The sequence below is a fragment of the Streptomyces sp. NPDC059455 genome, assembly GCF_042750115.1.
GTDB lineage: Bacteria > Actinomycetota > Actinomycetes > Streptomycetales > Streptomycetaceae > Streptomyces > Streptomyces endocoffeicus.
In genome coordinates this window covers 1-22,062 of sequence record NZ_JBHYVB010000191.1, presented here as the reverse complement: position 1 = coordinate 22,062, position 22,062 = coordinate 1, and the positions used below count along the sequence as shown (strand labels likewise).

The window sequence follows — 22,062 nt, the reverse complement described above, 5'->3', positions numbered from 1 at the left end:
GGGGGGGCGGGCGGGCGGGGGGCGGGGGGGCGGGCGCCGCCGCTGGTGTGGGGGGGGGGGGGGGCGGCCCGCAACCACCGATATGCGGCTCCGCCGCGTGGCCCGCCGCAGGCGCCACGATCCGTCGGACATCACCTAGCGGCTCCTACCGGCCGTTCGCCGCCGCGCGGCCGGACTCCAGGCGGGCCACGGGGATGCGAAACGGGGAGCAGGAGACGTAGTCCAGACCCACCTCGTGGAAGAAGTGGACGGACTCCGGGTCGCCGCCGTGCTCACCGCAGACCCCCAGCTTGAGGTCGGGGCGGGTGGCGCGGCCCGCCTGGGCGGCGTCGCGGACGAGGGCGCCGACGCCGTCCTTGTCGATGGTCTCGAAGGGGCTGACGCCGAAGATGCCCTTCTCCAGGTAGGCGGTGAAGAAGCTGGCCTCGACGTCGTCCCGGGAGAAGCCCCAGACGGTCTGGGTGAGGTCGTTGGTGCCGAAGGAGAAGAAGTCGGCGGATTCGGCGATCTGGGCGGCGGTCAGCGCGGCGCGCGGCAGCTCGATCATGGTGCCGAGGGTGAGTTTGAGGTCCACGCCCCGGGCCTGCTCGACCTCCGCGATGACCCGCTCGGCCTCCTCGCGGACGATCTCCAGCTCCTGGACCGTGCCGACGAGCGGAATCATGATCTCGGCCCGCGGGTCGCCCTTGGCGTTCCGGCGCTCGGCGGCGGCCTCGGCGATCGCCCGTACCTGCATGGCGAACAGCCCGGGGATGACCAGGCCCAGCCGCACCCCGCGCAGGCCCAGCATCGGGTTCTGCTCGTGCAGCCGGTGCACGGCCTGGAGCAGCCGCAGGTCGTTCTCGTTGTGGTCCTTGCGGGACTCGGCGAGCGCGACGCGCACCGACAGTTCGGTGATGTCGGGCAGGAACTCGTGCAGCGGCGGGTCGAGCAGCCGGACGGTGACCGGCAGCCCGTCCATCGCCTCGAAGAGCTCGACGAAGTCGTTCTTCTGGAGCGGCAGCAGCTCGCCCAGCGCCGTGTCCCGCTCCTCTTCGGTGTGGGCGAGGATCAGCCGTTCGACCTTCTCCCGGCGCTCGCCGAGGAACATGTGCTCGGTGCGGCAGAGCCCGATGCCCTGGGCGCCGAACCGGCGGGCGCGGGCGGCGTCCTCGGCGTTGTCCGCGTTGGCCCGTACCCGCAGTCGGCGTACCCGGTCCGCGTACGCCATGATCCGGTGCACCGCGCCCACCAGCTCGTCGGCGTCGTCGGCGCCCGCGTGCATCCGGCCCTCGAAGTACTCCACGACGGGCGAGGGTACGACCGGGACCTCGCCGAGGTAGACCTTGCCGGAGGAGCCGTCGATCGAGACGACGTCGCCCTCCTCGATCACGATCCCGTCCTTGCCGTCCCGGCCGGGCACCGTCATCCGGCGCCGCTTGGTGTCGACCTCGAGCTCCTCGGCGCCGCATACACAGGTCTTGCCCATGCCGCGGGCGACGACGGCGGCGTGTGAGGTCTTGCCGCCGCGCGAGGTCAGAATGCCCTCCGCGGCGATCATGCCGTCGAGGTCGTCGGGGTTGGTCTCGCGGCGGATGAGGATGACCTTCTCGCCCGAGCGCGACCATTTGACGGCGGTGTACGAGTCGAAGACGGCCTTGCCGACGGCGGCGCCCGGGGACGCGGCGATGCCCCGGCCGATCTTCTGGACGGTGTCGCCGGAGGCGACCTCGTCGTCGAAGCGCGGGAACATCAGCTGCGCGAGCTGTGCCCCGTTGACCCGGCGCAGCGCCTCGGGCTCGTCGATCAGCCCCTGGTCGACGAGCTGGGTGGCGATCCGGAAGGCGGCCCCGGCGGTGCGCTTGCCGACGCGGGTCTGCAGCATCCACAGCTTGCCGCGCTCGATGGTGAACTCGATGTCGCACAGGTCCTTGTAGTGCGTCTCGAGGGTTTCCATGATCTGCATCAGCTGGTCGTAGGACCGCTGGTCGATCTGCTCGAGGTCGGCGAGGGGCACGGTGTTGCGGATGCCCGCGACCACGTCCTCGCCCTGGGCGTTCTGCAGGTAGTCGCCGTAGACGCCCTGGTGGCCGCTGGCCGGGTCGCGGGTGAAGGCGACGCCGGTGCCCGAGTCGGGGCCGAGGTTGCCGAAGACCATGGAGCAGATGTTGACCGCGGTGCCGAGGTCGTGGGGGATGCGCTCCTGGCGGCGGTAGAGCTTGGCGCGGTCGCCGTTCCAGGAGTCGAACACGGCTCGTACGGCGAGGTCCATCTGCTCGCGCGGCTCCTGCGGGAAGCCCCGGCCGGTCTCCTTGGCGACGATCTCCTTGAACTCGCCGACCAGCTTCTTGAGGTCGGCGGCGTCGAGGTCCACGTCGACGGTGACGCCCTTGGCGTGTTTGGCCTGCTCAATGGCCTCCTCGAAGAGGTCCCCGTCCACGCCGAGCACGGTCTTGCCGAACATCTGGATGAGGCGCCGGTAGGAGTCCCAAGCGAACCGGTCGTCACCCGCCTGCGCGGCAAGCCCGGCCACGGACTGGTCCGAGAGGCCGATGTTGAGGACGGTGTCCATCATCCCGGGCATCGAGAACTTGGCGCCGGACCGTACGGATACGAGGAGGGGGTCGTCCGCCTGGCCGAGCTTCTTGCCCATCTTCACTTCGAGGGCGTCGAGGTGCGCACTCACCTCGTCGCGCAGGGCCGGGGGCTCCGCACCGCTGTCCAGGTAGACCTTGCAGGCTTCGGTGGTGATGGTGAAGCCCGGTGGCACGGGGAGACCGAGATTGGTCATCTCGGCGAGGTTGGCTCCCTTCCCGCCGAGCAGGTCCTTGAGATCCTTGTTGCCCTCGGTGAAGTCGTAAACGAACTTCTGCTGATCTTGTGTTTCCGGCACGGGACTCGATCTCCTCGGCTCGGCTGCCCTGACGGCGGGGAGCGTACCCAGATCAAAGGCCCCTGAGCAGGTCCACTCCACCGTCATACGGCTGTAACCACCCGCCTGCCACGTGTTCGAAAGTGCGGCGCCCGAACGAGGCTCTTACGAGATGCCTTCAAGCCTCGAACACACACCCACCCTCCGCCCGTGATGGACGCTTGGATTTTCACTATACGTAACCGATGGTTCGAGGTGTCGAACATCAAGTGGGTGGCACTGAGTGCCACGTATTGGAGAGGTGAGCACAGCCGGATGCCGCCGGTTCACCTCCCGGTCGCCGCTCATCTGAGCGAAGGGCCGATCAGAGTGGCGAGAATCACGCCTTGTCACGGCCCAGTGTCTCGCCTTTTGGATACAACGAGAAGGGTCACGCTCAGATGAGCGACACGCCGGGAGGGGTGGCCGACCACCTCCGCTGATGCCGAGGGGCAACGAACCGGACTCGTCCGCGGTCCCCTGATACCGCCCCGCTCCGCATCAGGGGACCGGGGCCCGCCGTTCCCCGCGAACGAATCGCGCCATATTTCAGGACGCCTGGCCGTCCCCGGGCTCCCGCAACCCGGCGAGGGCCTCGCGGGTCCGCACGGCGCAGTTGTGCTCCTCGCCCAGGACGCGCTCGCAGATCTCGAGCACGGCCCGCCATTCGGCCTCCGCCTCGTCGAGGCGGCCGAGGCCCTTGAGGGTGATGCCGAGGTTGTGGCGGGTCCAGAGGGTGTTGGCGTGCTCCGGGCCCAGCACGCGGCGCCGCCCCTTGATCGTCTCCCGGATCTGCCGCTCGGCCTCCGCGAACCAGCCGAGCTTGTTGAGTACGTACCCCCAGCTGTGCCGCGCGGCCAGCGTCGACTCGGCCTCGGCGCCCAGAGCCCGGACGCGCCCCTCGACCACCTGGCGGAATTCCGTCTCGGCCTCCTCGTAGCGCTCCTGATCTCGCACCAGCGCCGCCAGGTTCAGCCGCGTCGTCAGCGCGTTCGGCGCGTCCCGGCCCAGGACCCGGGCCTCCGCCTCCACGACCACGCGGTACTCGGCCTCGGCCTCCTCCCGGCGTCCCAGGCTGGCCAGGGCCCTGGCCCGGCCGCCTCGGGTCATGAGGGTCGACTGGGCGTCCGGTCCGAGGACGCGAAGCCAGTCGTCGAGCACCTCGGTGTACTCCGCCAGCGCCTCCTCGTGCAGCCCCGCCAACCGCATGCTGGTCGCCAGGCAGTAGCGCGTGCTCAGAACGTTGGCATGGCCCTCCCCGAACACGGGGATCTGCTGCTCCAGGAGTTCGCGGTAGATCGGCCGCGCTTCGTCGTACCGCCGTTGGTCCTCCAGGACGAACGCGCGCAGCCGCTGGGCGATGAGCGAGTCGTCATGCCATTTCCCGAGCGTGCCGACCGTCTCCTCCACCAGCGTGTCGAGCTCGGCCTCCGCCTCGGCGTACCGGCTCAGGGCGCGCAGCCGGTGAACGCGGTTGCGCCGCGCACGGCGGATCCGCCAGTTCCACGGCTTCAGGCCAGCGGAGGTCCGCTCGATCAACTCCCGCCACAGCGCCTCGGCCTCTTCGTTGCGCTGCCTGGTGTCCAGGATCTCGCCGAGGGCGTACTCCGCCGTCAGCAGCGCCTCGTCCACATCCGACTCCGCCGAGCGGCAGTCCTCGACCGCCGACCGCAGCTCGGCCTCGGCCTCGTCGTACAGCCCGAGCCTGCGCAGCGCGGCGGCCAGCCAGCCCCGCGCGGTCACGGTCCTGACATGCGTGGGGCCGTCCAGCTCCCGCCGGCCGGCGGCCACGGACCTGAACTCCCGCGCGGCCTCCTCCACGCGCGCGAGGTCCAGCAGCACGCGCCCATAGGCCTGGCGCCGGGACAGGACCTCCGCCCGATGGTCGCCGCCTCCCCGCCGGTCCCACGCCTCGAGCAGCGTGCGGGACTCCTCCGCCGCCGCCTCCAGCCGCCCGGCGTCGTGCAGCAGGTCCACGAGGTAGCTGCGGGCGAAGAGCGTGTAGTCGTGCTCCTCGCCGTGCACCCGTGCCGAGACCGCGACCACCGCCCGCAGCTCGCGCTCCGCCTCGTCGTGCTCCCCGAGCTTGTTCAGGGTGAGCGCCAAATGCCCACGGAGATTACGGGATTCGAGGTCCTCGGCAGACCTCAGCCCCGCGATCTGCTCCCGCGCCGTCTCCTTCAGCTCCTCGGCGTAGGCCCTCCATCCGGCCCTGACGAGCCCATGGGCCAAGTTGGGCACAAGCCGCACGCCCCACCAGCCGGATTCCTCGTTCCGCCCGTCGGCGTTGTCCAGCACCTGGTCGACCTGATACCGCACGCCCCTCGGCAGTCCGTTGTTCGCCGCGATCCGCCGCACCAGCGCGATCATCCGCGGCTGGACCCGCTCGGAGGTGTAGGACCGGGGCGGGACATCACGAGTCGGGGGCGGGGTGGGCGGTCCGGGCGGCTGCCGCGGGGGCTCCTCCCGCTCCGGCGGCTCCTCCTCCGCCGCGTCCTCCAGCAGCCCCAGCCGCGACAGCAGCTCCAGCGACGCCGCCGCGAACGGGCGGGCCTCCTCGGCCACCCGGGAGTCCCCGTGGTCGCCGGAGAGCCGGGCGCGGAACTCGGGCCCGCTGCCCTGGCGGTGCAGCAGGAACTCGGTGACCTGCGCCGCCGTCTCCAGCGCGTCCGAGGTCCTGACCGCGTCCAGCAGCAGATCCGCGACGCCCGGGTGGAACTCGTACTCCTCCGCGCTCCCCTCCCGTCTGCGCAGCAGCCCACCCAGGAACACCTCGGCCAGCTGCGCCGAGTGGAAGCGCTCCCCACGGCCCGCGCCCGCCCGGTGGATCAGCCGCATCACCGGCAGCGTCAGCGGATGGACCGTGGCCAGCGCCCCGGCCAGACGCTGGGCCTCGGGCGAGGCGGCGCCCCGGAAGCGGCGCAGCCGCTCCTCGGCCGTCGGCTCGGGGACATGGGCCGTGGCCCGCGCGGCCACCGGCTTCTCGGCGCCGTCCAGCAGCATCACCGGCAGCGACTCACCGCCGCCGCCCGTACCGGTGAGCGCCGCCCACGCGCCCAGCTCGCCCTCGGCCAGCTCCAGCACGGGCACCGGTGTCGTGCCGTCGTACGACACCAGGCCGCGCGGCAGCACCGGATGGCGCACCGTCAGCGCGCGGCCCGGCGCGCCCTCGCGGCCGCCCGCGTCGACCAGCAGCCGCTGGGTGGGCATACCGCGCTCCGGCCACATCCGCGCGGGCAGCGGCTGGAGCACCGCCACCGGCGAGTGGCGGGCCCAGCGGCGCAGCAGCCGCGGGATCGCGCCGCCGCGCCACCCCGGGCCCACCCCGTCCGAGAGGACCAGCATCACGGTGCGGCCGGAGGTGTCGGTGAGCTGGCGGGCGGTGCGGCGCGGGGCGCCGGGGGCGTACGGGCGCGCCCTGAGCACCGGTCGGTCCTCGTGGGCGCTGTCCAGGCCGTAGGTCCGTACGGAGCGGAAGGCGCCCTGGCGCTCCAGCAGTCCGCGCACCTCGGCGGCGAGCTGCTGCCACAGCACCATCGAGGGGCCGTCGTCCACGATGAGCGCGACGCTCAGCCAGCGCTCCGGGCGGGGGCGCAGCACCACGTCCGGCAGACCGGTCTCGGCGATCCACTCGGCGGTGGCGGTCTCGTCGACACGGAAGGACGTGCGGGACGGCACGGTGCGCCGCAGCGGCCGCAGCGCGCGGGACAGCCGGCGCGTCCCGGGGAGCGCCCGGACGCCCCGGACGCCGACGGCACGCGCCGGGCGGGCCGCGGCGGGGCGGGCGGCGCCGGGGGCGTAGAGCCCGGCGGGGACGAGGGGCTCTGGCTCGGGTTCGCCGGGGGTGAGTGCCCCGGGGAGCTGCCGCTGGGCGCCCTTCGCCTCGTCCTCGCCGTCGGCCGCGCCGGAGGCGGGAGCGGCGGGATGCCGGGACGGCGGCGGTTCGTCGCCGTCCCCTTCGCCGCGCGCCGGGGCGGTGGTGGCGGCGAACCACAGGACGTCGCGCAGCTCCACCTCGGAGAGCTCGACCCCCGCGTCCTCCAGCAGGGCGCACAGCCGCTCGATCATTGCGCGTCGACTTCGTTCAGCGAGCGGAACAGCTTGTCGAGGACGTCCTGGTCGACCCGCACCCCGGAGGAGCGCAGCCGGACCGCGTTGAGCAGCTGATCGGTGGCCAGTTCCCGCTCGTTGCGCCGGGACACGAAGTCGGCGATCAGCTCCTGGGCCCGCGCGCCGACCTCCTCGCCCAGATGCATGGTGACGATCCTCTGGAGCTGCGCCTCGTCGGGCTGCTTGAGGTCGAGCCGGACGCAGCGGCGCAGAAACGCCGGGGGGAACTCGCGCTCGCCATTGCTGGTGATGACGACGACGGGGAAGACGGAGCAGCTGACCCAGCCGCTGGTGATCCCGGTCTTCTCACGGGAGCCGGCGTACTGCACCTGGACCGTCCTCCCCTCCCCCAGGCGGGCCAGCTCCGGAATCTCGAACTCGCCCTCCTCGAAGACCGTAAGGAGGTCATTGGGCAGGTCGACATCGCCCTTGTCGAGCTCGTCCACGAGCAGCACCCGCGGCTTCTCGGCCGGGAGCAGCGCGGTGCCGAGGGCGCCGAGCCGCAGATAGTCGCCGATGTCCGGCTCGGTCGCGACGGTCTCGTCGGCGCGCCGCTTGAGGGAGGCTTCGCGCAGCCTGCCCACCGCGTCGTACGAGTAGAGGCCCTCGGTGAGCGTGGAGCGGCTGTTGACCGGCCAGTGCAGCACCTCGCCCAGCATCAGCTCGCGGGCGATGGCGTGGGCCAGGGTCGACTTGCCGGTGCCGGGGCGGCCGGTGACCAGCAGCGGGCGGTGCAGATGCAGCGCCATGTTGACGACGTCGCGGTCCTCGTCGGAGATCAGATACGGCAGCGGCCGCTTCGTGTCCCGGCGCCGCGCGTCGTCGCCGAAGCGCCGCCACGGCGGGGCGGGGGGCCAGGTCTCCACCTCGTGGGGCCGGGTGTCGCCGCCCTGGAAGAGCCTCCAGTCCTGTGCCATCTTCTTCGTCTCTCCTCAGGGTGCGGACAGGTCGAGTCGGTCGGGGAGCGGGCGGTGCGGATCGTCCCACAGGAGGGCCATATGGCGGCCGTGGTGGCTCTCGTCGGCCTCGCTCGCCGACCGGAGCTTGCGTAGATGCTGGGGCAGGGACCGCAGCCGTTCGGTGCGGAGCAGGGTCTCCAACTCGGCCTGCGCGGCGGCGCCCTCCGCCTCGCCATGCCATATGAGGACGGGCACTCCGCCGAACAGACAAGCGTTGAAGACCTCCGAACGAGCCCGCACCGGGGAAGTCATCACCACGCCCGGAGCGTCCTCCTGGCCCTGGAGGTCGCCGTTGACCTGCTTGAACGTCTCATAGTGGGCGGACAGCCAGTGCAGATCCTCGGCGCCCGCCGTACCGGCCCTCTCCCAGCGCCGCTCCCACAGATGCCGCTGATGCTCCCGGAGTTCGGCGCAGCGCACGACGACCGGATAGTCCGTGCCGAGCGAGCGCTCCAGCGGCCCCTCGGCGTCGAGCTGCCAGCGGTGCACGGCCAGTTCCAGGTCGGTGGGGGTCACGAAGAACTCCACCAGCGTGTCATGGGTGCGGGCATGCCCTCTCAGGAGGTGGTCGAGGCCACGCTGTATCTCCTCCAGCGAGGCGGGGGTATCGGCCTTCGCCAGGGAGTTGACGTTGTCACCGCGCCGCGACCAGACCTCATAGGTGCGCCGCTGCCCGTCCCCGCTCGGTGCGTGGAGCCGTATCTGGATGCTCGCCCAGCTACCGCTGGGAGGTGCCCCCTGGTCCGTGACGGTGTCCGGGTCGGCTTGTACGCGCTCCGCGTGCTCCCGCGCTTCACCGCGCCGTTCGTGCAGCTGACCCTCGAGATCGATCCGCTTGGCGCACTCCAGCGACCACGCTTGCAGTTCTCCCGCGACCGCTCCCTCGCAGAGCGCGGCGAAGTGCTCCACGACACGCAGCAGCTGCGGGAGTTGTTTCGGCGGAGGGAGCAGCACGGCTTCGAGGTCGTCGACCAGGGCGGCCGGATCGAGGGACGACAGGGCCATGGTGGGGTACTTCTCGCGGGCGACCTCGGCGAAGTCGTGCCGTCCCCGCTGCCCCAGCCGCTCCAGCAGCCCGGCCAGCTCCACGTACTCGGCGTGGGTCAGCCACTGGTTCTGGAGCACATGGCACGGCTTGCGGATCTCCGTGCGGACCGGGGCCCGGTCGCTGAGCTCCGCGAGGAGGGTGACGGTGCCGTGCGAGTTCTCCAGCGCCCAGTCGACCAGTTCCTCGGCCGAGGGAGGCGTCGTGGTCGGCGGGTCGGTGGTGAACTGCTCCCAGAGCCCGACGACGACTTCCGCCGCGCGGCCGGGGCGCTCCCCCAGCAGCGCGCCGACCGCATGGATCAGTTTGCCGCGCTCCCGCCGCTTCTGCTCGTCCAGCGGCGAACGGGGCGGGCCGAGCGGAACGTCCTCGCCGCTCCCGTCCCCCCTGCTGATGTGCACGGTCGGGAACTGCCGCAGGCCCTCGTCCCGGCCCAGCCGCGCGAACTCGTCCCGGACCCCCTGCCACACCCGGTCGAGGTCCGGCGCCACGCCATCGGCGGAGGCCGCTTCGAGCTGCCGTAACAGCACGGAGGTGAACAGCCCCGCGCCCTGCTGGTTCTTGGACACCGCCCCGGGCTGACAGGCGCGCATCCAGTAGATCTCGCGGGATTTGTTGATCTCCGGCTTCGTGGTGAGCTCGTCCGGTTTGGCGACCATCAGATGGGTGCGGAGGGGAAGGGCCTGCCAGCAGGCGTCGATGACCACGGTGACCCGGCCCACGCCCTGCTTCGGCAGATGCTCGGTGCGCAGCAGCGTCATCAGGTTCAGCACGTCGAGACCCCGCATGTCCCGGTCCGTGGTCTCCGGGTACAGCAGGCTCCAGCGGCCTCCCGGGGCCTGTACGCCGTGCCCCGCCCAGTAGATCCACAGCCGGTCCGCGTCGAGGGACCGCAGCTCCTCCATGAAGACCTGACGGATGGTGGGGCCGTCCGCCGGACGGTAGTCGCGGTCCGCCGCTTCCACGGCGGCCTTGTTCCCCTCCGTGGGCGAGGCCAGCAGGCGGATGTTCTCCGCCGGCACGCCCAGCCCGGTCAGCCACGTCCGCATCGCGAGCGCGTCGTTCACCGGACCGTCGAGGGTCCAGTCGTCACTGCCGCGGTACTGCTCGACCGCCACGATCACGGCATGGGTGCGGCGCCAGTCGTGCTCCACCGCTGTCACTTCGGCAGCTCCGGGGCCAGCAGGTCGTACAGCCGCTGGTGGGCGAAGTACGAGGTGTGGGCGCGCGGGAAGGGCTGGCGGGTGTTGACGCGCAGATCGGTGACCCGGCCGGGGAAGACCTTCTCCCCGACGAAGCCGAGCAGATCCCGCTCGTCATAGACGTTGATCCAGCGGGGGAACGCGGCCGGCAGCGGTTCGTCGCGGCGCAGCGCGGTGAGCGCGTCCAGCTCGTAGAGGAACGGCGCCTGGGAGCCGACCGTCACCAGCAGCTCCACCCCGGCGGGCGGATCGGGCTCGGCGAGCAGATCGACGCAGGCGATACCGCCGAGGCTGTGGGCGAGCAGCACCACCGGGCCGTTCCCCGACTCGATCGCCTCGCGCACCGCGGCCCGGATCGCGGCGCGCACCCCGGCGCCGCGCACCTGGTAGCGGAGGATGTCACCACTGGCCGGGACGGACTTGTTGGTGATCCCGCCGCGGAAGGTATGGGCCAGTGAAGACAGCGGCGACAGGTAGGAGTTGAGCGCCCGTACGGCGACGCCCTTCGCGGCACCGGCGACGAATCCGCCCCGGTCGCCGCCGCCCAGCTGATCGGTGAGCGCGCCGACGACGGTGTCGCGGTCGGCGCCGTCCACCGCGAGCGGCTCGTCGTCGCCGTACGGGCCCTCGGCGCGCTGGACGGCCAGGGCGTACACGGCGCGGGCCGCGAGGGGCTCGATGCCGTCGGCGGGCGAGGTGCCGCCCAGACTGCCGGAGATCTCGTCGGCCACCCGGTCGGCGGCCTCGTCGAGATGCGGCGCGAGATCCGCGACGAGCCGGGGCAGGCTGCCAGCGGGCTCCTCCGCCTCGGGCGCCATCGGCTCCAGCGTCAGGCCGCGCACCTTGTCGGCGACGGTCTCCCAGGGGTCGACGCGGCCGGGCGCGAAGCCCGTCTCCTCGCCGTCGTCGTGCGCCGCCCGCGCGAACTCCCGCAGCTCCGCGAGCGGATCGACCTCCAGCAGCGCCCATACGGCCAGCGGATCATCCTCGTCCAGCGCGCCGTCACCGCCGACGCCGCGGTTCTTCGTGCGCACCGGGAGCGAGGCCCCGCCGAGCCCCAGCGAGGCTCCGTGCTCCTCGCCCCAGAAACAGCGGGCGACCGGGATATCGGCTCTCACCCGCCCCAGGCCGCTCACGACCCGCGCGAGGCTCTTCTCGTACGACTTGGCCCGGACCCCCGTGCCGTGGACGAAGACGACGCTTGTCACCGATCCCCCCAGATCGTCCAGATCCCACCGCGACCACGAGCCCATCACTTTAACCGGTGATGACCCCATGTGACCCCCGGACTACGGAGCCCGCCCCCGGTCCGCCCGGCTTACGCCCCTTACCCGCCTTACGCCCCGGTCTACCCGGCTCAGCCGCCGGAGGTGTCGAGCTCGGCGTCCGCGCCGACGCCCGCGCGGTCGTACGGGTCGTCCAGCCAGCCGTCGGGCAGCACCACGCGATTACGGCCGGAGGTGCGGCCGCGCGGGCCGTCGGCGCCGGGGGGCCACTCCTGGTCCAGGTCCAGCTCGGCCAGCAGGGCGTCCAGCTCGGCGAGGGACGAGGTGATCGCCAGCCGCTTGCGCATCTCCGAGCCCACCGAGAAGCCCTTGGTGTACCAGGCGACATGCTTACGGAAGTCGATCACGCCGCGCTCCTCGTCCTCCAGCCACTCGGCGAGCAGCTCGGCGTGGCGGCGCATCACGGCCGCGACCTCCTTGAACGTCGGCCGCGCGTACACCGGTGCCCCGGCATCGGACCCCGACGCCCCGGGGCCGGACACCGACGCCCCCGCGTCGGACCCCGACGCCCCGCCGCCCGGTTCGAACGCGGCCACCAGATCGCCGAAGAGCCAGGGCCGCCCCAGGCAGCCGCGCCCCACGACCACGCCGTCACAGCCCGTCTCGCGCATCATCCGGACCGCGTCGTCGGCGGACCAGATGTCGCCGTTGCCCAGCACCGGGATCTCGGGGACGGCCTCCTTCAGGCGGGCGATCGCCTCCCAGTCGGCGGTGCCGCCGTAGTGCTGGGCCGCGGTGCGGCCGTGCAGGGCGATCGCGGTCACGCCCTCCTCGACCGCGATCCGGCCCGCGTCGAGGTAGGTGATGTGGTCGTCGTCGATGCCCTTGCGCATCTTCATGGTCACCGGCAGCGGGCCCGCCGCGGTCACGGCCTCGCGCAGGATCGAGCGCAGCAGATGCCGCTTGTACGGGAGCGCCGAGCCGCCGCCCTTACGGGTCACCTTGGGCACCGGGCAGCCGAAGTTGAGGTCGATGTGGTCGGCGAGGTTCTCGTCCACGATCATCTGGACGGCCTTGCCGACGGTCACCGGGTCCACCCCGTACAGCTGGATGGAGCGCGGCTTCTCGGTGCCGTCGAAGTGGATCAGCCGCATCGTCTTGGCGTCCCGCTCCACCAGCGCCCGGGTGGTGATCATCTCGCTGACGAACAGCCCCCTGCCACCCGAGAACTCCCTGCACAGGGTGCGGAACGGAGCGTTGGTGATCCCGGCCATCGGTGCCAGGACGACCGGCGGCTGGACCGTATGGGGTCCGATCCGCAGCTGCGTCCGCTCCGTGTGCGGCGTCTGCGGCGATTGCGTCATGGGATCAGCTTCCTCGTGCGTACTACGGTGGGAGGGCGGGGCCGATCTCTTATTGTCCCGCACCCGCGAGAGGGAGCTTGTCCCGCACCCGCGAGAGGTGTCCCGCACCCGCGAGAGGGATCGACAGGGCGGTGCTGACCGCCGCACCGACGGTATCGATGTAGCGTTCAACCATGCGTGAGCTCAGCCATCGGCGGCGCATGCTTGTGCTGGCGATCTGCTGCATGAGTCTGCTGCTCGTCAGCCTCGACAACACGGTCCTCAATGTCGCGCTGCCCTCGATACGGAGTGATCTGCACGCCTCCGTCTCCGGGATGCAGTGGACGATCGACGCCTACACCCTGGTCCTCGCCGCCCTGCTGATGCTCTCGGGGTCGACGGCCGACCGGGTGGGACGCAAGCGCACCTTCCAGACCGGGCTGGTGATCTTCACCCTCGGATCGGGGCTGTGCAGCCTCGCGCCCAATCTGGAAACGCTGGTCCTCTTCCGCATGGTGCAGGCGATCGGCGGTTCGATGCTCAACCCCGTCGCCATGTCGATCATCACCAATGTCTTCACCGAGCCCAGGGAGCGGGCCCGCGCCATCGGGGCCTGGGGCGGGGTCGTCGGCATCAGCATGGCGGCCGGGCCGATCGTGGGCGGGCTGCTGGTGGAGTCCGTCGGCTGGCGCTCGATCTTCTGGATAAACATTCCGGTCGGGCTCGCGGCGCTGCTCCTCACCGCCCGTTACGTCCCCGAGTCGCGTGCCCCCAGGCCGCGCCGGGCCGACCCCGTCGGCCAGCTGCTGGTCATCGCGGTACTGGGCACCCTCACGTACGCGATCATCGAGGCGCCGGACCGCGGCTGGGACTCGCCGCTGATCGCGACCTGTGCGGGGATCGCCGCCCTGGGGCTGCTCACGCTGATCCGCTACGAGCGGCGGCGTGCGGAACCGCTGATCGATGTGCGGTTCTTCCACAGCGCGCCGTTCAGCGGGGCGACGGTCGTCGCGGTGTGCGCCTTCGCGGCGCTCGGCGGCTATCTCTTCATGAACACGCTCTACCTCCAGGACGTGCGCGGGCTCAACGCGCTGCACGCCGGGCTGTGGATGCTGCCCATGGCGTTCATGTGCTTCGTCTGCGCGCCGCTGTCCGGGCGGCTGGTGGGCGCCCGCGGGCCACGGCCGTCGATGCTGGTGGCCGGGGTGGCCATAACGGCCAGCGGGGTCCTGTTCGCCGTCTTCGACGCCCAGGCCAGCGATGCGGGGCTGCTGATCGGCTATGTGCTGTTCGGCCTCGGCTTCGGCATGGTCAACGCGCCCATCACCAATACGGCGGTCTCCGGGATGCCCCGCACCCAGGCCGGGGTGGCCGCGGCCGTCGCCTCCACCAGCCGTCAGGTGGGCCAGTCGCTCGGCGTCGCGGTCATCGGCGCGGTGCTGGCGGCGGGCGCCGCGTCGGCGGCGGCGGGCGGGATGGGGCACGCCGCCTCGCCCGCGGCCGCCGCGTCGTTCGTGGACGCGGCCCGTCCCGCGTGGTGGATCATCGCCGCGTGTGGTGCCGTCATCCTGCTGCTGGGGCTGGTGACCACGGGCCACTGGGCCGAGAAGACGACCCGGCACGCGGCCGCGCTGTTCGAGGAGGACGCGCCGACGGGCCAGACCTCGGCGAACGCGAAGGCGTAATCCGTAACGCCAACGCGTAACGCCGAGGCGTAACGCGTAAGGAGGCCGCTCCCGGGCCGGTGGGTCAGACCGCCGCCGGGGCGGCCTTCTCCGTTGCGGCCTTCTCCGTCGCCGCCTCTTCCGTCGCCGCCTCTTCCGCGAGCGCCAGCGCGTGCAGCCGCTCCAGCCGCTCCCGCGTCTCCACGTCCGCCGGGGTGTACGTGAGCAGCTTGGAGCCCTGTTTGGGTCCGGTCCACAGGCTGGTGGAGGCCAGCCGGAGGATGCCCACCCGCGACTGGCGATAGACCTTGATCTTGTCGCCGGGCCGGATCACCTCATGCCGCGCCCAGATCTCCCGGAACTCCGGCGAGGCGTCCTCCAGCCGCTTCACCATCGTCTTCCAGGCGGGCTCGGCCACATGCTCGGCCATGACGGCGCGGAACTTGGCCGCCATGAGCCGGATCGTCTCCTCCCGGTCCACCAGGCTGGAGCGCCACTCGTCATGGGTGAAGGCCAGCCACAGGCAATTGCGGTCCTCCGGCGCCACCTGGTCCAGGTCGCACATCAGCAGCCGGTAGCTGCGGTTGTAGGCGAGCAGGTCGAAGCGGCTGTTCTGGACGCAGGCGGGGTACGGCTCGAGCCGCTCCAGCATGAGCTGAAGCGACTGCGGAACGCCCGTGCACTCGCTCGCCGGGGTCGGGTCGACGGTCCCGGCGAGCGCGAAGAGATGGGTCCGCTCGCTGCGGTCCAGGAGCAGCGCGCGGGCGATGGCGTCGAGGACCTGCGCCGAGACGTGGATGTCGCGGGCCTGCTCCAGCCAGGTGTACCAGGTCACACCGACGGCCGAGAGCTGTGCGACCTCCTCGCGGCGCAGCCCGGGGGTGCGCCGACGGCGGCCCCGGGGCAGCCCCACCTGCTCGGGGGTGATCCGCTCCCGCCGACTGCGAAGGAACGCGGCCAGCTCGCCCCTGCGTATCTCGGCCCCCGCGGCACTCCTGCCCTCGGCCGCGGCTCCGGCCGTCGCGTCCCGCACCATCGTGGTCATGGCTCCAGGGTGCCCGAGGGCTCAGCCGGTTGCCAGGTACTTCTTGTACCAGGATAAAGACACTCTGGTACCAGCCTGAGCGGCGCGGGATCTTCGTAGGCGTGACCGAAACGCAGATTTCCACGATACGGACGAGAACCGCCGCCCCGGGTGCGGCGAAGACCCCCGGGCGGACCCACACCTCCGCCGGACCCGCGCTGAGCCCCCTCGGGCTGTTCACCGTGCTGCTGGGCGCGGCGCTGCCGCTGATCGACTTCTTCATCGTCAATGTGGCCCTGCCCACCATGGACCACGACCTCCACGCCGGTCCGGCCGTACTGGAGCTGGTCGTCGCCGGATACGGCGTGGCGTACGCGGTGCTGCTGGTCCTCGGCGGACGGCTGGGCGACACCTTCGGGCGACGCCGGCTCTTCCTCGCCGGGATGGCGGCCTTCGGGCTGACCTCGCTGGTCTGCGGGCTCGCGCCGGACGCCTGGAGCCTGGTGGGCGCCCGGGTGGCGCAGGGTGCTTCGGCCGCGCTGATGCTTCCGCAGGTGCTGGCCACGATCCACTCCTCGACCAGCGGTTCGCGCCGCGCCCGCGCGCTCAGCATGTACGGCGCGACGGCCGGTCTGTCCATGGTCGCGGGGCAGATCCTGGGCGGTGTGCTGGTGGCCGCGGACATCGCGGGCACCGGGTGGCGCGCGGTCTTCCTGGTCAATGTGCCGGTCGCGCTGATCGGCCTGGTTCTCGCGGTCCGTACGGTCCCCGAGACCCGCTCGAAGCGGCCCGCGCCGGTGGATGTGCCGGGCACCGTACTGCTGGCGCTGTCGCTGATCACGCTGATGGTGCCGCTGACCGAGGGACGGGCGGCGGGCTGGCCGCTGTGGACCTGGCTGGGGCTGGGCGCGTTCCCGTTCGTGGCCGCCGCGTTCTACGTCGTGGAGCGGCGCGCGGACCGGGCGGGCAGGACGCCGCTGCTGCCGCCGAGCCTGTTCGCCCTGCCCGGACTGCGGCGCGGGCTCGCGATGGTGGTGCCGTTCTCGATCGGCTTCGGCGGCTTCATGTTCGTCATCGCGGTCGCGCTGCAGCAGGGGCTGCGGTACGGGCCGGTGGAGGCCGGGCTGGCGCTGGCGCCGATGGCCACGACGTTCTTCGTGGCCTCGCTGATGGGGCCGCGCCTGGTGGGCCGGTACGGCAGCCGTGTGGTGACCGCGGGCGGGCTGATCCAGGCGGTGGGCATCGCGCTGCTGATGCTGGCCGTATGGCGGGACTGGCCGGATCTGTCGCTGGCCGGGCTGCTGCCGGGGGTCGCGCTGGCCGGGTTCGGGCAGGGGCTGCAGCTTCCGGTGCTGATCCGGATCGTGCTGGCCGATGTGCCGAACGAGCGGGCCGGGGTGGGGAGCGGCGTGATGGTCACCACCCAGCAGTCGGCACTGGCGCTGGGCGTGGCGACGCTCGGCACGCTCTTCCTGTCCCTGGGGCCGTCGGCGGGCATGGGTGACGCGCTGGTCATCACGCTCGCGGCCCAGCTGGGGGCGATCGCGCTGACCCTGCTGATGAGCCTGCGACTGCCGCGCAAGGTGTCGTGAGGAGGCCGCGGAACAAGCAGAACAACCGCAGCAACCGAGCAACCGGACGGGTGACTGGTAGGCGATGACAGATATTGAAATCTGTCATCGCATATGCCACGCTTTCCTTGGGTACCCGTTCAGTCCTTTCTCGATAGCTCGCCAGCCCAAGGAGCACCCCCGTGCAGAACCGCCAGCTCGGCACCACCGGCCCCCAGGTCTCCGCGATCGGCCTCGGCTGTATGGGCATGTCCGCCATGTACGGCACCGGCGTCGACCGCGCCGAGTCCATCGCCACCATCCACGCCGCCCTCGACGCCGGGATCACCCTGCTCGACACCGGCGACTTCTACGGCATGGGCCACAACGAACTGCTCATCGACGAGGCCCTGCGCACCGCCCCCGCCGCCCACCGCGAACGCGCCCTGACCAGCGTGAAGTTCGGCGCCCTACGCGGCCCCGACGGCGCCTGGACCGGCCATGACGGCCGCCCCGCCGCCGTCAAGAACTTCCTCGCCTACTCGCTCCAGCGGCTGGGCACGGACCACATCGACATCTACCGCATCGCCCGCCTCGACCCGGCCGTCCCGGTCGAGGAGACGGTCGGTGCCATCGCCGAGGCCGTACAGGCGGGTTACGTACGGCACATCGGTCTCTCGGAGGTGGGCGCCGAGACCATCCGGCGGGCCGCCGCCGTCGCCCCGATCTCGGATCTCCAGATCGAGTACTCACTGCTCGCGCGCGGTATCGAGGACGAGATCCTGCCGGTCTGCCGTGAGCTGGGCATCGGCATCACCCCGTACGGAGTGCTCTCGCGCGGGCTGATCAGCGGCCACTGGAACCGGGAGCGCACGACGGACGCCCAGGACTTCCGCAACAGGGCCCCGCGGTTCCAGGGCGAGAACCTCGACCGCAACCTCGAACTCGTGGAGGCCCTCCGCAAGATCGCCGACGCCAAGGGCGTCAGCGTCGCCCAGATCGCCATCGCGTGGGTGCTCGCGCAGGGCGTCCGGCGCTCCACCGCCATCGTCCCGCTCGTCGGGTCCCGCCGCCGCGACCAGTTGGCCGAGGCCCTGGGCGCGCTTGACGTTACGCTCGACGCCGACGACCTGGCCGCCATCGAGGACGCCGTCCCGGCGGACGCCGCCGCGGGCGACCGCTACCCGGCGGCCCAGATGGCCACCCTCGACAGCGAGAAGAAGTAAGGGACCCGATGCCGCCCGAGACGCCCCTGACGCCCACCCGCATCCTCGAAGCCACCGAGGACGTGCTGCGCCGCTACGGCCCCGCGAAGGCCACGGTGGTGGACGTGGCCCGGGCGCTGGGGGTCAGCCACGGCAGCGTCTACCGCCACTTCCGCTCCAAGACGGCGCTGCGCGAGGCGGTCACCGAGCGATGGCTGGACCAGGAGCACGACGGCCTGTCCCGCATCGCCCGCGCCAAGGGCCCGGCGGCCGACCGGCTGGAGGACTGGCTGCTCACCCTGTTCGCCGCCAAGCGCCGTAAGGCGGGCGGCGATCCGGAGCTCTTCGCCACGTATCTGGCGCTGGCCACCGAGAACAGCGAGATCGCCGCGCGCCATGTCGAGACGATGATCGGCCAGCTCACCACGATCGTCGAAAGCGGCATCGCGAGCGGGGAGTTCACGATGCGGGACGCCCGTGCCACGGGCCGGGCGCTGTGGGACGCGACGGCGCAGTTCCACGACCCCGTCTACGCGCCACGGTGGTCGGACCCGGACATGGACCCGGCCTTCGCGGCCCTCTGCGAGCTGCTGCTGGACGGCCTACGGGCCCGTTAGGGGTGTCCGGCGGAGTGTGACGCCTGCGGCGGGCCGCTCCCCTCCCCGCCCCTTCCCACAACTGGGGCTCCGCCCCAGACCCCGCTCCTCAATCTCCCCCAGCTACCGCTGGGAGGTGCCCCCTGGAGGGGCTGGAAGGTGGGGCAGAGCCCCCCACGCGGCGGAGCCGCATATCGTGAGGTGTCGGGAAGGGGCGGGGAGGGGAGCAGCCCGCCGCAGGCGTCACGATCCGTCGGATGGCCGGTCGCGCCCACACGCGGCGCCGCATATCGACACGGCCCCGCGCCCCTTCAGGGCGCCCCTCAGCTCACGCCCAGGAAGCGCAGTACGGCCAGCACCCTGCGGTGGTCCGCCTCGGCGACCGGCAGGTCCAGCTTCCCGAAGATGGAGTTGATGTGCTTGGCCACCGCGCTCTCACTGATCACCAGCGCCCCCGCGATCCCCGCGTTCGACCGCCCGCCCGCCATCAGCTCCAGTACGTCCCGCTCGCGCGAGGTCAGCCGGTCCAGCGGATCGCTGTGCCGTCGCACCAGCAACTGGGCCACGACCTGCGGGTCCAGGGCGGTGCCGCCGCCCGCCACCCGGCGCAGCGCGTCGATGAACTCCTCCACGTCCGCGACCCGCTGCTTGAGCAGATAGCCGATCCCCTCGGTGTGGGCCGTCAGCAGGTCCGCCGCGTACCGCTCCTCGACGTACTGCGACAGCAGCAGTACGGCCGTGTCCGGCCACTGCCGCCGGATCAGCAGGGCCGCCCGGACGCCCTCGTCCGTGAAGCCGGGTGGCATCCGGACGTCCACGACCGCGATGTCCGGACGGTTTTCCTCGACCGCCGCCAGCAGCCCCTCGGCGTCGTCCGTCTCCGCCACGACTTCGAAGCCCGCGGTCTGTACGACCTTGACCAGGCCGATCCGCAGCAGTACCGAGTCCTCGGCGATCACAGCGCGCACGGCAGCTCCACGGTGATGACGGTCGGGCCCCCGCCGGGGCTGCTGATGTCGAACGTGCCGTCCACCGACCCGGCCCGTTTGGCGAGCCCGCCGAGGCCGCTGCCCCGCGCGGGGTCGGCACCGCCCACCCCGTCGTCGGCGACCACCACCCGCAGCGTGTCCCCGGTCCGGACGACCGTGACCTCGGCCCGGGTGGCCCGGGCGTGCTTGGCGATGTTGGCGAGGGTCTCGGAGACGACGAAGTACGCGACGGCCTCGACCGTCGGGGCGGCCCGTTCGGGGACGTGGACGTGCAGCCGCGTCGGCAGCGGGGCGCGGGCGGCGATCCCGGAGAGGGCGGCGTCCAGGCCGAGTTCGTCGAGGACGGCCGGGTGCAGCCCGCGCACCAGGTTGTTGAGCTCCTCGATGGCGCCCTTGGCCTCGCGGTGCGCCTCGTCGATGACCTGCCGCGCCTCGTCCGGCAGATCCTTGAGCGTGGCCTTGGCCAGGCCCAGGTTGACCGCCATGGAGACGAGCCGCTGCTGGGCGCCGTCGTGCAGATCGCGTTCGATGCGGCGCCGCTCGGCGTCCGCCGCGTCGACCGCCCCCGCACGGCTCTCGGTCAGGTCCTCGACCCGCCGCTCCAGCTCCTCGGCGGGGACGGGGCCCAGCAGCACGGTGGCGGCGCGGGTGTCGAGCCGGGCGAGGGCGCCGATGAGCCAGTAGGCGAGGGCCAGCAGGGCGAGGCCGCCCACGGTGAGATACGCGGCCGCCGTGGCGTCGGGCAGGAACTTCAGCCGCCCGGCCGGCTGCCGCCAGAGGAACACGGTCGCGGCCGCCACGCCCACGAGGGCCGAGCTCCAGGCCAGCACCCCGCCGAAGGCCACCGCCGGTCCGGCCAGCAGGTGATACCAGAGCTGCTGCCGCGCCCGCCGGGGCCCGGTGATCTCCACTCCGAGCAGCGCCCCGAACCGCCGCCGCTGCACTCGCGTCAACAGCGGCGTGGCCACGGCCGGGGCGGCCAGCGGGACGGTGAGCGCGAGCAGGACGTCCATCAGCGACGAGGCGTCGTCGTAGACCAGCCACGGCACGCTCATCGGCACCGCCCAGGCCACGAACTGCACCGCCATACCCGCGAATCCGAAGCGGGCGTCGCGCCGCAGCCGGTGCTGCGAACGCCCGAAGGCAGGGCGTATCGCGGTGAGGAGGCTCATGCGACGACCTTAGAGCGGCCCCGGGCGGCCGCGCGCTGGACCACCTGCCCGGATTCGGGGTGTATCTGGTGCCACCCCGAGTCGGCAACTGGTGTGACCGACACCGGAGGCGGCGCCGACCAGGCTTGCGGTGTGCCCGGGACGACCGACCGGGCCCGGAAGGAGATCCGCGCCATGACCACCCTGTTCGCCCCCACGCCCACCGCCGCTCCGGCCCCCGGCCCGGCGGGCCCGGCGACCGCGCGGAGGACGCGGCTCACGCTTGCCCGGCGGCTCGTGCGGCCGGAGTCGGTGCTGCTGGTCTCGGGGGCGGCGCTGGTCCCCTGGCTGTACGTACTGGCCCGGACGCTGCCGTCCACGGCGCGGATCGGCCACTGGAACGTCGCGTGGGTGGGCCTGGACGCCCTCGAGGCGCTCGGGCTGCTCTCCACCGCCGCGCTGCGCCGGCGCGGCGACGACCGCCACCGGCTGACCGCGGCGGCGACGGGGACGCTGCTGGTGGTGGACGCGTGGTTCGACACGGTGACGGCCGCGCCGGGCGGGGAGTTGGCGGCGGCGGTCGCGATGGCCCTCTGCGCGGAGCTGCCGCTGGCGGCGGTGTGCACGGCGCTGGCCCTCGGCCGGGAACGGCGGCCCACCGCCGTGGTCACCGATGACCCGGTCACCACGGACTCGGTCACCACAGACCCGGTCACCACAGACCAACCCACCACGGACCGGCTCACCCCTGGGAGGCGGCCCACCAGACGATGACCGCGGCCACCGCGAAACAGGCCAGCATGATGAGGACGACCTGCCGACGTGCCGCCGCGTCGGCGGTCATCCGCGGCGAGCCGAGGGCCCCGTGCGCCTGGGCGAGGTGGTCGAGCCCCTTGTGCCGGGCGCCGCCGTAGGTGATCCGCTCCTGCCAGTCGCAGTGCTGGCAGCCGAGCAGCCGCCGCTGGCCCGGACCGTAGCCGTAGCTCACCTCGAAGACCGTGCCGTCCTCGTGGATGGCGGTGATGTGATGCGTCACGCCGCGCACGACTGGTGAACCCCCCGTTCTGCCGAGTCGACGGGCTCCGGCGCCACGGATCTGTGTCCGTGG

The 22,062-nt window shown here is 72.2% G+C and carries 15 protein-coding genes; 5 read left to right on the top strand and 10 right to left on the bottom strand.

Annotated elements, in window-relative coordinates; genetic code table 11:
• Nucleotides 1–145: 145 nt before the first annotated feature.
• From ppdK to dusB, 6 genes are all read right to left on the bottom strand, one after another.
• Entirely contained in the window at nt 146–2,872 is a 2,727-nt protein-coding gene (ppdK, locus tag ACFXB5_RS42455) for a pyruvate, phosphate dikinase (RefSeq protein ID WP_385218892.1), read from the bottom strand.
• 567 nt (nt 2,873–3,439) lie between these two features.
• A complete protein-coding gene (locus ACFXB5_RS42450) occupies nt 3,440–6,958 on the bottom strand; it encodes an SAV_2336 N-terminal domain-related protein (protein WP_385218891.1) in 3,519 nt (1,172 codons plus the stop codon).
• Nucleotides 6,955–7,917: an AAA family ATPase gene (locus tag ACFXB5_RS42445; RefSeq protein WP_385218889.1), complete on the bottom strand. Its 963-nt coding sequence runs from the start codon at nt 7,915–7,917 to the stop codon at nt 6,955–6,957. The genes ACFXB5_RS42450 and ACFXB5_RS42445 overlap by 4 nt, the downstream gene beginning before the upstream one ends.
• A gap of 15 nt (nt 7,918–7,932) precedes the next feature.
• The gene (locus ACFXB5_RS42440) at nt 7,933–10,167 is read right to left on the bottom strand and encodes a caspase family protein (protein ID WP_385218887.1); all 2,235 of its coding nucleotides are present in this window, start codon (nt 10,165–10,167) and stop codon (nt 7,933–7,935) included.
• Nucleotides 10,164–11,414, bottom strand: coding sequence for a hypothetical protein (locus tag ACFXB5_RS42435; RefSeq protein ID WP_385218885.1), 1,251 nt, complete (start codon nt 11,412–11,414; stop codon nt 10,164–10,166). The genes ACFXB5_RS42440 and ACFXB5_RS42435 overlap by 4 nt, the downstream gene beginning before the upstream one ends.
• 149 nt (nt 11,415–11,563) lie before the next feature.
• On the bottom strand, nt 11,564–12,796 hold the full coding sequence (gene dusB / locus ACFXB5_RS42430) for a tRNA dihydrouridine synthase DusB (protein ID WP_385218883.1): 1,233 nt from the start codon (nt 12,794–12,796) through the stop codon (nt 11,564–11,566).
• 173 nt (nt 12,797–12,969) lie between these two features.
• Here dusB and ACFXB5_RS42425 point away from each other — a divergent pair, with 173 nt between their 5' ends.
• The gene (locus ACFXB5_RS42425; protein ID WP_385218881.1) at nt 12,970–14,460 is read left to right on the top strand and encodes an MFS transporter; all 1,491 of its coding nucleotides are present in this window, start codon (nt 12,970–12,972) and stop codon (nt 14,458–14,460) included.
• 64 nt (nt 14,461–14,524) lie between these two features.
• Here ACFXB5_RS42425 and ACFXB5_RS42420 read toward each other — a convergent pair whose 3' ends face one another.
• A complete protein-coding gene (locus tag ACFXB5_RS42420) occupies nt 14,525–15,475 on the bottom strand; it encodes a helix-turn-helix transcriptional regulator (RefSeq protein WP_385218894.1) in 951 nt (316 codons plus the stop codon).
• A 110-nt stretch (nt 15,476–15,585) separates the two neighbouring features.
• Between ACFXB5_RS42420 and ACFXB5_RS42415 the strand changes: the two genes are divergently transcribed.
• The 3 genes from ACFXB5_RS42415 (at nt 15,586) to ACFXB5_RS42405 (ending at nt 18,835) form a co-directional block, all read left to right on the top strand.
• Nucleotides 15,586–17,055: an MFS transporter gene (locus ACFXB5_RS42415; protein ID WP_385218880.1), complete on the top strand. Its 1,470-nt coding sequence runs from the start codon at nt 15,586–15,588 to the stop codon at nt 17,053–17,055.
• A 161-nt stretch (nt 17,056–17,216) separates the two neighbouring features.
• Nucleotides 17,217–18,239, top strand: a complete 1,023-nt coding sequence (locus ACFXB5_RS42410) for an aldo/keto reductase (protein ID WP_385218878.1) — start codon at nt 17,217–17,219, stop codon at nt 18,237–18,239.
• Nucleotides 18,240–18,247: 8 nt separating this feature from the next.
• Entirely contained in the window at nt 18,248–18,835 is a 588-nt protein-coding gene (locus ACFXB5_RS42405) for a TetR family transcriptional regulator (RefSeq protein ID WP_385218876.1), read from the top strand.
• 302 nt (nt 18,836–19,137) lie between these two features.
• On the opposite strand, the gene ACFXB5_RS42400 is transcribed toward ACFXB5_RS42405, so the two are convergent.
• Nucleotides 19,138–19,782, bottom strand: coding sequence for a response regulator (locus ACFXB5_RS42400; protein ID WP_385218874.1), 645 nt, complete (start codon nt 19,780–19,782; stop codon nt 19,138–19,140).
• Nucleotides 19,770–20,975, bottom strand: a complete 1,206-nt coding sequence (locus tag ACFXB5_RS42395) for a sensor histidine kinase (RefSeq protein ID WP_385218872.1) — start codon at nt 20,973–20,975, stop codon at nt 19,770–19,772. Before ACFXB5_RS42395 ends, ACFXB5_RS42400 begins: the two co-directional genes overlap by 13 nt.
• Before the next feature lie 93 nt (nt 20,976–21,068).
• On the opposite strand from ACFXB5_RS42395, the gene ACFXB5_RS42390 reads away from it, so the two are divergent.
• Nucleotides 21,069–21,728, top strand: coding sequence for a hypothetical protein (locus ACFXB5_RS42390; RefSeq protein WP_385218871.1), 660 nt, complete (start codon nt 21,069–21,071; stop codon nt 21,726–21,728).
• Here ACFXB5_RS42390 and ACFXB5_RS42385 read toward each other — a convergent pair.
• Nucleotides 21,697–21,990: a hypothetical protein gene (locus tag ACFXB5_RS42385; RefSeq protein ID WP_385218869.1), complete on the bottom strand. Its 294-nt coding sequence runs from the start codon at nt 21,988–21,990 to the stop codon at nt 21,697–21,699. The genes ACFXB5_RS42390 and ACFXB5_RS42385 overlap by 32 nt on opposite strands.
• Between the last annotated feature and the right edge of the window lie 72 nt (nt 21,991–22,062).